This is a genomic window from Vallitalea sediminicola (assembly GCF_054408565.1).
In genome coordinates, this window is the sequence record NZ_BTPT01000028.1 from 39,928 (window position 1) to 54,653 (window position 14,726).

Genomic DNA, 14,726 nt, shown 5'->3' on the forward strand with positions numbered 1-14,726 from the left:
ATCATATGGAGTAGATAAGATTCAAAGAATTAACTATTATAAGTTGTGGAAGGAGTGTTACAACATGAAGAAAGGGAAAAAAGATTTAGTTTTATTATTATTGAAGTGGGCTGGTAAGGATAGATACTATCTGTATTTATCAGTCATATTATCATTACTTAGCGGTTTAAGCACAGCAATTCCATATTATGCTGTATATAGGATTCTAGAAAATATTTATGCACATACTTGTACAGAAAATATTATCATACATTATTGTATAATACTTTTTGTTGGAATCATTTTTAGATTTTTATTATTTGGAACATCAGGTGTATTGTCTCATAAAGGAGCTTATAATACCTTATTCAAAGTGAGGTGTATGGTCATAGATCATATGGCTAAAGTGCCTCTTGGAAATCTCAGTGAACGTAATACAGGAGAAATCAAGACAGTATTAAATGAAGAGATAGAAAAACTAGAATTATTTTTAGCCCATCACTTACCTGAACTCATATTTTACATTAGTGGTCCAATAGCCATATTCATATATCTGAGCATAGTCAACTGGAAATTAGCTCTTATTTCGTTAATTCCTTTGGTATTTGCTTTTATAGTTATGGGTATTATGTTTAGAGGAACTGATAAGATGATGGATAAAGCATCAAGATCGATTGCAGACCTGAATTCAACAAGGATTGAGTACATAAGCGGAATGAAATTGATTAAAGCATACAATATGGGAAGTAGATCATTTACTAAGTATTCTGATGCAGTGGAAGATGAATGTTCAGTATGGAAAAAGATATCTCGTAAAATGGGACCACCTTATGCAATGTATATATTATTGTAGAATGTGGATTGTTACTTATTGTCCCCATTGGAGGCTATTGGTTTATGAAAGGAACATTGACAGCTAGTGCTTTTATCTTATTTGCATTTGTGGGTTCGTTATATTTGACAGAGCTACGACCATTACAAGAGTTAGGCACTAACTTCGCACAAGTATTGAATGGAATACGAAAAGCAGAAGCGATTCTTGATATTCCCGCTTATGAAGGTGGCAGTAAATTTCCTGTTAAGCATTCCGTTGAACTGAAGAATGTAGATTTTAGCTATGATGGTAATACCAATATATTGAAAGATGGTAATATTAGTATAAAAGATGGGGAAAAGATTGCATTAGTAGGACGATCTGGTGCAGGTAAAAGTACAGTAGTCCAATTATTAGCTAGATTTTATGATGTCAATCGAGGAAAAGTTTTGATTGGAGATACAGATGTAAAAGATATAAACTATGAAGAATTATTAGAAAATGTATCAATCGTTTTTCAGAAGACATTTTTAACTAGAGGGAGTGTATTAGAGAATATAAGGATGGGTAGTAGTGCTACATTAGATCAAGTTAGAGAAGCTGCAGGACAGGCACAAATCGATGATTTTATTATGACTCTACCTAATGGTTATGATACTCTTGTTGGAAGTTATGGTTCACGTTTCTCAGGAGGAGAAAAACAACGTATTGCTATTGCTAGAGCCATTCTCAAGAATGTACCTATACTAATCCTAGACGAAGCCACTTCAGCAGCTGACCCTGAAAACCAATTAGAAATAGATAAGGCTATTCATAATCTATGCAAAGGAAAAACAGTTGTCATTGTTGCACATCGATTAAGTGTAGTTTTGCAATGTGACAGGGTAGCGGTTGTAGAGAATAATACCATATCTTGTGTAGGTACTCATGAACAAGTAAGAAATAAAAATAAATATTATAAGAATGCTTGGAAAGATTATAAAGAAGCTAGAAAAACTTCTTATAGTATGGGAGGAGGTAATAATAATGAAACAAAATAATGTTATGAAAAAAAATGGGCATTATTATTCATCAATGATACTGAATATCATTGAAGGTATGTTATCAGGTTGTAATTTCATAGTACTATTAGATTGTATAAAAGCATTATGGAATAACAATATGACATCAAGTTTATTACTTACTTCGACAGGATCCCTTGCCCTAGTATTCCTAGTACGTATTATCATCTATAGTATAGGATACACACAAGGACAGGTTGGTGGAGCTGATATAAGTAAACGAATTCGGTTGTTTTTGGGAGATAAAATCAAGAGAATACCATTATTCAGATTCACTAAAGGACAAACAGGTGAATATATTAATGTCGCAACTAACGATGTCAATAACTATGAAAAAATTCTAACACATAAAGCAGGAGATTTAGCTAAAAATGCTTCTCTTTCTCTCATGTTGATTGTTTTTATAAGTACTATCTATGTTCCTGCGGGTATTGTTATTCTTATAGGTGATTTGATGTTGCTTCCAACTCTATGGATATCTTTTAGATCTGTTAAAAAATATGGTAATGAAAAGAATGATATAATGGCTGATAATGTGAGTAATATAGTTGAATATATAACAGGGATTCAGACTTTTCGTGCTTATGGTATAGGTGGAACCAAAAATAAGACAGTCACTGATTCAATGAGTTCTTATAGCAATATCAGTTATTTATACGAAAAGAATGTAATACCAATAGGGATGATATTCAGTGTTATATCATGGTTTACCTTACCGGTTATGGTTTTAATTGCTTGGCATGGTTTTGATACCAATGTTTTTGATGCACCTACATTATTTATGTTAAGTATTTTACCTATATTTTCATCTAAGCTTGCAGGAGTTATATTTGTGGATTTAACTTCTTATAAGAACTTGATGATTTCAAAATGGCATATTAATAATGTGGTCAGTGAAGAAGAAGAGGTAGAAATAGATATATCTTTTATACCTAGAATTCATAATATTGAGTTTGAAAATGTAATATTCTCATATGACAAAGATAAACCAGTATTGAATGGGATGAATTTTGAAGTGGAAAATCAAAAACTCACTGCTATAGTAGGTGATTCAGGTTCGGGAAAATCTACCCTTCTTAATCTTATTTCCAAGTATTACGAACCAGGTTCAGGAGAAATAAAAATAGGAGGTATTCCAATAAAAGGTATTGATGCAGCTAAGGTTCTTAGTCAGATTTCTATGGTAGACCAGGATGTGTTCTTATTCAATGATACAATTAAAAACAATATAAGATATGCTCGTCCATCAGCTACAGATAAAGAAATAGAAAAAGCCTGTAGACTTGCTAATTGTGAAGAGTTTATTCAAAAGCTGGAATTAGGTTATGATACACCAGTTGGGGAAAATGGTAATCAATTCTCTGGTGGAGAAAGACAAAGATTATCAATCGCTAGTGCTATTCTTAAAGATAGCCCTATACTTCTGTTAGATGAAGCTACTGCATCATTAGACATTGAGAATGAATTAGCTGTGAAAAATGCCATTGCTAATTTATTAAAAAATAAAAAGACTGTTATTATGATTGCTCATACACTATCTATTATCAAAAATGCTGACCAGATTCTTGTTGTTGCAAATGGTAGAATACAAGAGAAGGGTAATCATGATGAGCTTCTTAATAATAGAAGTAAATACTATAATATGTGGAATGCGGAAGAAAAATTATACTCAAATACTATTGTTGAAAATTAATTATTTATAACCATTGAAAATCAATGCTTTATACTATATAAAATGTATTGTTTAGAATTATCTAATCAATGCATTTTTATTTTAATTAATTCTTGACATGAAACTATAAAAATGTTACCATACATACATAAATAGATTAACGTTAAACTAACAATAACAACAACGAATATATTGTGTTTTACATTAAAAGTATACAAAAATAAAAATAATGGAAGATATTGATATATTTATTATTGTAATAATTGAGATATGTACATAAAAAAAGGAAGGCATGATGAAAATGTATCAAAAATTATTAAAGAAAAATCATTTATGGAAAAGAATATTTAGAAATCGAGGTCTCTATTTATTATTATTACCCTCTTTGATTCTACTGATTTGTTTTAATTATATACCAATGTATGGAGTTCTGATTTCCTTTAAGGACTACAAAGGTTCACTTGGTATTCTTGGTAGTCCATGGGCTGATCCATGGTTCAAATATTTTATTAAGTATTTCAATTCTTATCAATTTGTTAACACAATAAAAAACACTTTGGTTATTACAGGTTATAGCTTATTGGTCAGCTTTCCTATTCCAATAATTTTTGCATTAGCGATTAATCAAATGAGAACTTCAAAATATAAAAAAGTGTTTCAAACTGTATCTTATATGCCACACTTTATTTCTACAGTTGTAGTAGTAGGAATGCTAAATTTGATTTTTTCACCTGGAACTGGGTTAATCGGAAATTTATTTGGATTATTTGGTGCAGAAGCTCCAAACTTATTAGGTAGTGCTACTGCTTTTAAACATTTATATGTATGGTCTGATGTGTGGCAGCATGTAGGATGGGATTCTATTATTTATATCGCTGCATTATCATCTGTAGACCCGTATCTTTATGAAGCAGCCAGTATTGATGGTGCCAGCCAGTTTCAGAAAATACTTTATATTGATATCCCCATGCTGATACCTACGGCTATGACCTTGTTGATACTACGATGTGGTGGGCTTATGGCACTTGGATTTGAAAAAGTATATCTAATGCAGAATGATTTGAATTTATTGAACAGCGAAGTTATTTCTACATATGTTTATAAAGTGGGTATGATCAGTGCTCAATTCAGCTATTCTTCAGCAGTTAACTTATTTAGTACAATAATTAACTTTATACTTTTGATATCGGTTAACAAGTTCAGCAGAAAAGTATCTGAAAATAGCTTATGGTAAGGGAGGTATACATAAATGAGTAATCTAGGAAAAAGAAAAAAAATAACAAAGTTTGATATTATACTATATTCTATATCCATTATTCTACTAATTATTATTCTATATCCAATTTATTTTGTTGTCGCTGCATCTTTTAGTAATCCAGCAGCAGTATCAAGTGGACAAGTATGGTTATGGCCAAAAGGAATAACTTTGGAAGGTTATACCGAACTACTTAATCATAAAGAGATATGGATAGGGTATAAGAACACTATTTTATATACAGTAATAGGAACTGCAATTGGGATTTTTGTTAATATTACTGCTGCCTATACATTGTCTAGAAAAGATTTTGTGGGGCGTAAATTTTTCATGTTGCTATTTGTATTCACTATGTTTTTTAATGGAGGTTTGATACCAACATTCTTAACCGTTAAAAGATTTGGATTATATGATAATTTTCTAGCAATGGTACTTCCTTTTTCAGTATCAGCTTTTAATATTATCGTAGCTAGAACATTTTTTCAAAATTCTATTCCAGGTAGTCTGTGGGATCAGGCTCGTATTGATGGATGTGGTAATATAAGATATTTTGTTCAAATAGTATTACCTTTATCAAAAGCTATTGTGTCCGTGTTAGGTCTTTGGATTGCAGTAGGTTTATGGAACTCATATTTTAATGCTTTGATTTATTTGAAGAGTCCTAGCTTACATCCACTTCAATTGATTTTGAGGAATATTCTAATTACTAACAATATGCAAACTGCACTTGGAAGCGGTGAGGCAGCTCAAATTGCATTACGTAGAGCCAATATAATGAGATATTCTGTAATCGTTATATCTACACTTCCAATTATGTGTGTATATCCATTTGCACAAAAGTATTTCAATAAAGGAGTAATGATTGGTGCAGTAAAGGGATAAAGTAACAATGAATCTATTAAAAATTATATAGATTGCTATTAATAACTTTAATAAATTAATAATAAGGAGGAAGAATAATGAAAAATAATAAAACAAAATCATTATTAAAAAAGACAGTAAGTCTGTTAGTTGTTACAATGTTAATGGTTTCATGCTTTGTAGGATGTGGTGCGAAAGATAAAGAGACAAATAATGATGGTGCTGAAGTTGCAGGAACAGAAAATTTTAATAAAGAAGGACTACCTATTGTAAATGAACCTGTTACATTAACAGTATTAACTACTAGATGGGGTAATATGGGAGATAGTTTCACAGATAATCAATTCATAAAAGATTTAGAAACTAAGACTAATGTAAAAATTGATTGGCAAGTTCAATCTTTAAGTGATTGGTCAGAACAAAAAGGTATTATGTTAGCTGGAGGAGATCTACCTGACATTATCATTGGTAATAAAACATTTGAAGATACTGATGTAATCAACAATATAGAAATGTTCTTACCAATTAATGATTTAATAGAAAATTATATGCCTAACTATAAAAAAGCTTTAACAGATATGCCTGACCTGAAAAAGACAGTTACATATTTGGATGGAAAAATGTATTCAATGGGTAAAAATCTACCTTGTCGTCCTGTTGTATGTAATCAGCCAATTATCAACAAATCTTGGTTAGATAGATTAGGATTAGAAGAACCAACTAATATTGATGAATTATATACAGTATTGAAAGCATTCAAAGATCAAGATGCAAATGGTAATGGAGACCCTAGTGATGAAATTCCTATTACAGGAAGTAAAGGTCTTTCTATGGATTTACTTAATCCTTTTGGAATCACTGATATAAATGGAGCTAAAATGCTTATAAATGATGATGATACTCTTACATTTTATCCAACTAGTAAACAATATAGTGATGGAGTAAAATGGTTAAACAAATTATATGTAGATGGTATTATTGATCCAGAGACTTTCACACAAGATGATACTATGGCACTTGGTAAGAATCAAGATCCTACTGTTTCAAGAGTAGGTTTTTCATATAACTGGATTCCAGATGCTGTATATGGACAATGGAAAGATGAATACATCGCTTTAGCGCCTATTGCTGGACCAGATGGTGAGAGATATGCTGGTGGAGATAAAAATGGTATTTCTGCAATTGAACGTAATGAAGCTTTAATTACTAAAGAATGTAAATACCCTGAAATAGCTGCACGTTGGCTTGATGAATTCTATACAGGTGAAGCAAGTATTCAAAACTTCTGGGGAGCTATTGGAACAGTTATCTCTAAAAATGAAGATAATACATATACTTTAAATAATCCACCAGAAGGAACAAGTGCGGATGGTTGGTATTGGGATCAAAGTTTAAGAGATTTTGGACCAAAATATGTAAGCCCTGATTTCCAAGAAAAAATTAAATTATCACCAGAAAGTGGAGATGGTCTAAAATTAGAGCTTAGTAAATTAGGTGAAGACTACATTACTAAAACTTATCCAAAAGTAATGCTTAGTGCAGAAGAAATTGAAGAATTAGCTACTCTAGAAACCGATATCAATAAATTCATTGATGTAAATCTAGCTGATTGGGTAATCAACGGTAATATTGATGAAGGTTGGGATAATTACATCAAAAAATTAAATGAAATGGGATTAGAGCGTTTGATTGAAATTCGTACAAATGCTATGGATAGATATACAAAAGGTGAATAATATTATTAATTAATATAACCAAATATTAATTGATGGTGATGATAAGGGGCTGCCTCATAATACATTTTGTTAATATCTTAATGATAAAATTTTCTTAATGGTATTTAAACAAAAATGTATAGCAGCCCCTTTATTAATTTGAGTGGGTACAAAGGGATATAAATAATTAATATGAATATAAATAAAAAATACGAGGAGTATAAGATGAAAACATATAAATATAACTTAAATAATGCTCTAAATATTGATGATTTAGATTATGTTTACTTAGAGAAAGAAAATGATAAATGTACAATTACTATTGATATAGATTACCAAGCAGCTTATGGTATGGGTGAAAGATTTAATCAGATTAATCAAAAAGGGTTAACTGTTCAATCACATGTATATGAGAAATTTTGTAATCAAGGTGAAATAAGCTATTGTCCTATTCCTTTTTTCTTTACAAATACAGGATTAGGAGTTTATGTAGATTCTTGGGTCATCATGGAATTTGATTTTGATGATAAAATAAAAATTACAATTCCAAAAGATAGTTTAGACGAATTCCCTGAAATATATATTTTTAGCGGTGAACCAAAAGATATAATCAGGGAGTATGTTGAATTGACGGGAAAACCTTTCATGACACCTAAATGGAGTTTCGGACCATGGATATCTGCTAATAGATGGAATACTAGTGAATTAGTGCAGGAGCAGATCGACTTACTTGAAAAGCATAAGTTCCCTGCCAATGTAATGGTTCTTGAAGCATGGAGTGACGAAGCTACATTTTATAGATGGAATGAAAATGGAGAATGGAAAAATCCCAAAGAAATGATTGATAAGCTTCATGATAAAGGTATCAAATTATTATTATGGCAATGCCCAATTATCAAGAAAATGGATGAAGGAGAATTCCATGAAGTTAATGCAGAAGATTGGAAATATGTTAAAGAAAATGGCTTATGCATAAAAAATGCAGATGGAAGTCCATATACTATTCCAAACGGACGTTGGTTCAGTGGATCCATGATTCCAGATTTTACTAATGAAGAAACAATCAATTGGTGGTTTTCTAAAAGACAACACTTATTAGATATGGGAGTAGATGGATTCAAAACAGATGGTGGAGAATTTGTATATGATGATGATATAAAAGCCCATAATGGTATGACAGGTATTGAAATGAAAAATGCTTATGCAACTAGTTATGTACAAGCTTATCATAACTTCATAGGTAAAGACAGAGTACTATTCAGCAGAGCTGGACATAAAGGTCAACAAAATTTCCCTATGCAATGGGCTGGAGATCAACAATCAACTTGGGATGAATTCCGCCATATCATAGTGGCTGGTATTTCATTAGGCGTAAGTGGTGTTCCGTTCTGGGGATTCGATATTGCTGGATTTGCAGGTGAACTTCCATCTCTAGAATTATATGAAAGAGCAACACAGCTAGCTGTATTTACACCTGTAATGCAATGGCACTCAGAGCCAGTAGGTGGGCAGTTTTCAGAAATACTACCAGGTATAAAAGGTACCAATGATAGAAGTCCATGGAATATGGCTTTATGTTACCAAGACGAGGATTTAATAGATAGATTAAGATACCATTATAACCTAAGAATGAATTTATTACCTTACATATATGACCAAGCAAAAAAATCCGGTGAAACGGGAATTCCAATGATGAAACATCTAGTGTTAGACTATCCAGATGATGAGGTAGTATATAATGTAGAAGATAGTTTTATGCTTGGAGATATCTTAATTGCTCCTGTGATAAATGAAGGTAAGACAGATAGAGAGGTATATCTACCAGAGGGTACATGGACTAATCTATGGAATGGAGAAACATTAGCTGGTAATAAAAAATATAAGATGGATTGTGGAAAAGAACGTATACCAGTTTTTGTTCGTAATGGCGGATGTATTGCATTGAATTTAGGTGAAGACAAAAAGTTAGGTAGCTATGTAGGCAATAACATAGATGAGTACAATAAATTATGTTTCTATTTAGTTGGTCCTGAGGGAGAATATTATTTTAGTGATGATTTAGGAAATAAAATTTTATTAACATGGAAAAATGGAGTCAATAAGACAGAAGTGTTATCTGGTAATGTACAGTTTGAAATTATTAACAATCTATAAGTAATGATTAAGATTGCACAAATACATTTTGTATCCATTTTTTAGAAGATAACTATAAAGTTTATATTATAGACTACCATAAGGAGACATAAAATGATTAAGAGATTTATATATGGTAATCCATTTGATACAGAAGCTGTTATTAAAGAATTACCAATCGAGAATGATAAGCCAAAATACGGTAAACTAGAATTGACAGAAGGTTTTACATATACATATGATATGAAAGACGATATCGTTTTTGGTCTTGGAGAAAACATAAGAGGAATAAACAAGAGAGGGTATAGATATGTAAGTAATTGTTCAGACGATGCTTTTCATACAGAAGATAAAAGTTCATTATATGGAGCACATAATTTCATTATAATCTTTGGGGAAAAAACATTTGGACTATTTTTTGATACTCCACAGAAGATTGTTTTTGACATTGGATATACCAAACAAAATGAGTTGAAAATAACGGCACCTGAAATAGATATTAATCTATATTATATAGAAGGAAACAATCTTAATGACATAGTAAAAGAATTCAGACAGTTAATAGGAAGAAGCTACATCCCTCCATATTGGGCTTTTGGATATCAACAAAGCAGATGGGGATATAGAAATGAAGAAGATGTAAGAAAAGTATTCAATGAGTATAGAAAAAATGAAATTCCTCTAGATTCAATATATTTAGATATTGACTATATGAAAGATTATAAGGATTTCACTATAGATAAAGATAGATTTCCAGATTTTGAAAATTTGGTTTCTGATATGAAAAAAGAAGGAATACGTTTAGTACCCATTATAGATGCAGCTGTTAAAATAGAAGATGGTTATAATGTCTATGAAGAAGGTGTAGCCAACAATTATTTTTGTAAAAGAAAAGATGGTACTGACTTTGTAGCTGGTGTATGGCCAGGAAGAACACATTTTCCTGATTTCTTGAATAAAGATGCTAGAAAATGGTTTGGAGATCAATATAAGTTGTTATTAGATCAAGGTATAGAGGGTTTTTGGAATGACATGAATGAACCTGCAATATTTTATTCTGATGAAGGCTTGAATGAGGCATTTACCAAGATTGAAGAATATAAAGAGGATAATTTAGATGTGAACTCATATTTTGAGTTTCAGAATCTTGTAAAAGGTCTGTTGAACAATCCAGAAGATTATAAAAGATTCTATCATAATATAGATGGTGAGATGATTTGTCACGATAAACTTCATAACTTATATGGATATAATATGACTAGAGCAGCAGGAGAAGCATTCGATAGGTTAGTTCCTAATAAAAGGATATTAATGTTTTCTCGTTCTTCCTATATTGGAATGCATAGATATGGAGGTATCTGGACTGGTGACAATAATTCATGGTGGTCTCATTTATTATTGAATATCAAAATGATGCCATCACTAAATATGTGTGGATTCCTTTATTCAGGTGCAGATATTGGAGGATTCGGTTGTAATACTACTAGAGATTTGGTACTTCGTTGGCTAGCATTCGGTATTTTTACTCCACTGATGAGAAATCATTCGTGCTCTATAAGAGAACAGGAGTGTTATCAGTTTGAAGGAACTGAAGATTTTAAGAATATCATTGACTTTAGATATAGGCTTATTCCATATATTTATAGTGAATACATGAAAGCGGTTTTACATGACGAAATGTATTTTAGACCATTGGCTTTTGACTACCCTACAGATTCTTTTGCAATACATGTAGAAGATCAATTGATGGTAGGGGATGGTATAATGGTTACACCTGTATATGAGCAAAACGCAGTAGGTAGATATGTATATCTACCAGAAGAAATGTTGAAGATTAAAGTCAAAGATGGAAAATTAACAGAAGAAATTTTGCAAAAAGGTCATCATTATATTGATGTAACTCTAGATGAGCTAGTGTTCTTTATTAAAAAGAATCATATAATTCCTATTTGTGAACCTGCCTTGAATACAGAAAAACTAGACACTAATAATTTAACATTGATAGGATATGTTGAGGACAGCGCAGTCTATGAGTTATACCATGATGATGGTATGTCAAAAGACTATGATATCAGTGATAATATGATAAGCATCAAAGTAGAAAATGGAAAAGTGCAATCTAATTCTGATAATATTAATTTTGACTTGACTGGAGTTGTAAAATAATCTATAATACTAATTAATCAAATATGGTTCGTATTTTTAAGCATGAAATGGGGTACACCACCACGGGTGTAAATCTCATTTTGTGCTTTTTTTTATGGATTAAACATGAAGGAGTGAAAAAATGAGAGTTAATGGAACAGATATTAACCTTGATGATAATATGAGTTTATATGATTTCTTGAGTACCAATAACTATGATATTACTAAGATCGCTGTTGAACATAATACTAACATTGTTCCTAAGACAGAGTATAAGAATATCATGCTTGATAATAATGATACCCTGGAAGTTGTCAGCTTTGTTGGAGGAGGTTGATATATGAAAATAACAGTTAACGGTAAAAGGATTGATATAGATTGTAATACTACATATGAACTACGCAGTATAATTGGAAACGAAAATGATATTATCATTTTAAACGGTTATCAAATAGAAGAAGATAAGAAGTTAGTAGAGGATGACATACTTAGTATCATAACAAAAGGTGCTATGGTTAAGGGCGATGAACTAGAGAGTATGCTCATGGCAAGACATACTCCTAATGTACATAAAAAGATTAAAAAAGGGAAAGTGGCTATAGCTGGATTAGGAGGACTCGGTTCTAACATTGCAATAATGCTTGCAAGAACGGGTATTGGAGAATTATTCCTTGTAGATTTTGATATTGTTGAACCAAGTAATCTAAATCGCCAGTGTTATAATATCAGTCATTTAGGTATGCCTAAAACAGAAGCATTAAAACAGCAGATAAAAGAAATAAATCCTTATGTTGAAGTAAAGATCAAGACTATAAAAGTAACTAAAGACAATGTTTATAAGCTTTTTAATGGATATGACATTATTTGTGAAGCTTTTGATAAGCCAGAGTCAAAGTCAACACTGGTTAACGTAGCTTTGGAAGAGATGGATGACGTCAAGATTGTTGCAGCTTCTGGTATGGCTGGTTATGGTAGTTCCAATTCAATCAAGACAATTAATCCCATGAAACGATTATATGTATGTGGAGATCTGCAAAGCGAGGCAAAAATCGGACAAGGACTAATGGCTCCAAGAGTAAATATATGTGCAGGTCATCAAGCAAATATGATACTAAGATTATTACTAGGAATAAAAGATATATAGGAAAGGATGTATGAAATGAATGATAAATTAATAATTGGAGGACATGAATTCAACTCAAGATTTATATTGGGTTCAGGTAAATTCTCTCTAGATATGATAGATGCAGTTATAAATAAGGGAGATGTAGAGATAATAACTCTTGCATTAAGACGTTCTAATGTAGGGGGACAAGAAAATATATTAGACTACATTCCAAAAGGTATAACATTATTACCAAATACTTCTGGTGCTAGAAATGCTTCTGAAGCAGTTAGAATAGCAAGGCTTTCAAGAGAAATTGGTTGTGGTGATTTCATCAAATTAGAGGTAATAAAGGATTCGAAATATCTGATGCCAGATAATTATGAAACAATAAAAGCTACGGAAATACTTGCAAAGGAAGGCTTTGTAGTAATGCCTTATATGTATCCAGATCTAAATGTAGCAAGAGCATTAGTAAATGCTGGTGCAGCGACTATTATGCCTTTAGGATCTCCTATCGGTAGTAATAAAGGACTTTGTACCAAAGATTTTATACAAATACTAATTGATGAAATCGAAGTACCGATTATTGTAGATGCTGGCATAGGACGTCCTTCTCAAGCATGTGAAGCAATGGAGATGGGTGCTGATGCAGTTATGTGTAATACTGCAATTGCTACAGCTAAAGATATATATACTATGGCTGAAGCATTCAAACATGCTATACAAGCAGGACGAGGAGCATATTTATCAGGGTTGGGAAGAGTGCTGAACAAAAAAGCTGAAGCATCTAGCCCTTTAACTGGATTTTTGGAGGAGTGATTATTATGAATAAACAAAAAGTAGACCATATGAAATATTTAGAAGGAATGGATGTTATAGATTCTGATTTAATGGAAAAAGTATTGGACTTAGTAAATGAATATGATTATAATACTTATACTTCTAGAGAAGTTGAGAAAGCATTAGAAAAAGACCAGATTTCAATAGAGGATTATGCAGCTCTGTTATCACCAGCCGCTATGCCATACTTAGAGGATATGGCAAAGAAAGCTACCAAGAATACTAAAAAGTTTTTTGGAAGTTCAGTGACTATGTTTACGCCTTTATATATATCTAATTATTGTGAAAATCATTGTGTCTATTGTGGTTTCAACTGTATGAACAAAATTCATAGAGGAATGTTGACGTTAGAAGAGATAGAACAAGAACTGCAAAACATAGCTTCAACTGGTTTAAAAGAGATTCTATTACTGACAGGAGAATCTCGTAGTACTTCCAGTGTGGAGTATATTGGAGGAGCTGTGAAATTAGCCGCAAAATACTTTTCTACAGTTGGTATAGAAATCTATCCTCTTAATACAGACGAATATGCTTATCTCCATAAATGCGGTGCGGATTTTGTTTCTGTTTACCAAGAAACATATAATACAGATAAGTATGAACAAGTTCATTTAAGTGGTACAAAACGTATATATCCATATCGTTTTTATGCGCAAGAAAGAGCACTATTGGCTGGAATGAGAGGAGTATCTTTTGGTGCATTATTAGGTATAGATGACTTTAGGAAAGATGCATTTGCAACAGGCTTACATGCACAGCTTGTACAGAGGAAGTATCCTCATGCAGAGATTTCATTCTCAACTCCAAGGTTAAGACCGTATATTAATAATGCTGATAATAATCCTAATGATGTCCATGAAAAACAGCTTTTACAAGTAATGACAGCTCATCGTATCTTTATGCCATTCGCAGGAATAACTATTTCCACAAGGGAGAGAGCGGGTTTTCGTAATAATGTTATTGGAATGGTTGCAACCAAGATATCTGCAGGTGTGAAGGTAAGTGTTGGAGGTCATGGTGAAGAAGAAAAAGGCGATGAACAATTTGAGATTTCTGACCCACGTAACGTAAAAGAAATTCACGATATGATTCTTGATAGAGGATTACAGCCAGTGTATACAGATTATATTTATGTTTAGGAGA

The 14,726-nt window shown here is 31.8% G+C and carries 10 protein-coding genes and 1 pseudogene; all 11 read left to right on the forward strand.

Annotated elements, in window-relative coordinates:
- The first annotated feature begins 64 nt into the window (after positions 1-64).
- A pseudogene (locus ACX6CF_RS13030) lies at positions 65-1,833 on the forward strand (ABC transporter ATP-binding protein).
- The gene (locus ACX6CF_RS13035; protein WP_458785773.1) at positions 1,820-3,547 is read left to right on the forward strand and encodes an ABC transporter ATP-binding protein; all 1,728 of its coding nucleotides are present in this window, start codon (positions 1,820-1,822) and stop codon (positions 3,545-3,547) included. Before ACX6CF_RS13030 ends, ACX6CF_RS13035 begins: the two are co-directional and overlap by 14 nt.
- Positions 3,548-3,821: 274 nt before the next feature.
- Positions 3,822-4,760 (forward strand): ABC transporter permease, encoded by a 939-nt coding sequence (locus ACX6CF_RS13040; protein WP_458785774.1) that lies wholly within the window; start codon positions 3,822-3,824, stop codon positions 4,758-4,760.
- A gap of 15 nt (positions 4,761-4,775) precedes the next feature.
- Positions 4,776-5,663 carry a carbohydrate ABC transporter permease gene (locus ACX6CF_RS13045; RefSeq protein ID WP_458785775.1) on the forward strand — a complete coding sequence of 296 codons (888 nt, stop codon included), beginning with the start codon at positions 4,776-4,778 and terminating at the stop codon, positions 5,661-5,663.
- A 77-nt stretch (positions 5,664-5,740) separates the two neighbouring features.
- The gene (locus tag ACX6CF_RS13050) at positions 5,741-7,378 is read left to right on the forward strand and encodes a type 2 periplasmic-binding domain-containing protein (protein ID WP_458785776.1); all 1,638 of its coding nucleotides are present in this window, start codon (positions 5,741-5,743) and stop codon (positions 7,376-7,378) included.
- A gap of 204 nt (positions 7,379-7,582) precedes the next feature.
- Positions 7,583-9,511: a glycoside hydrolase family 31 protein gene (locus tag ACX6CF_RS13055; RefSeq protein WP_458785777.1), complete on the forward strand. Its 1,929-nt coding sequence runs from the start codon at positions 7,583-7,585 to the stop codon at positions 9,509-9,511.
- A 93-nt stretch (positions 9,512-9,604) separates the two neighbouring features.
- Complete coding sequence (locus ACX6CF_RS13060) at positions 9,605-11,656, forward strand: glycoside hydrolase family 31 protein (protein ID WP_458785778.1); 2,052 nt, start codon at positions 9,605-9,607, stop codon at positions 11,654-11,656.
- A gap of 121 nt (positions 11,657-11,777) precedes the next feature.
- The gene (gene thiS, locus ACX6CF_RS13065) at positions 11,778-11,972 is read left to right on the forward strand and encodes a sulfur carrier protein ThiS (RefSeq protein ID WP_458785779.1); all 195 of its coding nucleotides are present in this window, start codon (positions 11,778-11,780) and stop codon (positions 11,970-11,972) included.
- 3 nt (positions 11,973-11,975) lie between these two features.
- Positions 11,976-12,779 (forward strand): sulfur carrier protein ThiS adenylyltransferase ThiF, encoded by an 804-nt coding sequence (gene thiF / locus ACX6CF_RS13070; RefSeq protein ID WP_458785780.1) that lies wholly within the window; start codon positions 11,976-11,978, stop codon positions 12,777-12,779.
- 6 nt (positions 12,780-12,785) lie between these two features.
- Positions 12,786-13,562 (forward strand): thiazole synthase, encoded by a 777-nt coding sequence (locus tag ACX6CF_RS13075; protein ID WP_458785781.1) that lies wholly within the window; start codon positions 12,786-12,788, stop codon positions 13,560-13,562.
- A 5-nt stretch (positions 13,563-13,567) separates the two neighbouring features.
- Positions 13,568-14,722 carry a 2-iminoacetate synthase ThiH gene (gene thiH, locus ACX6CF_RS13080; protein WP_458785782.1) on the forward strand — a complete coding sequence of 385 codons (1,155 nt, stop codon included), beginning with the start codon at positions 13,568-13,570 and terminating at the stop codon, positions 14,720-14,722.
- Positions 14,723-14,726 lie beyond the last annotated feature (4 nt).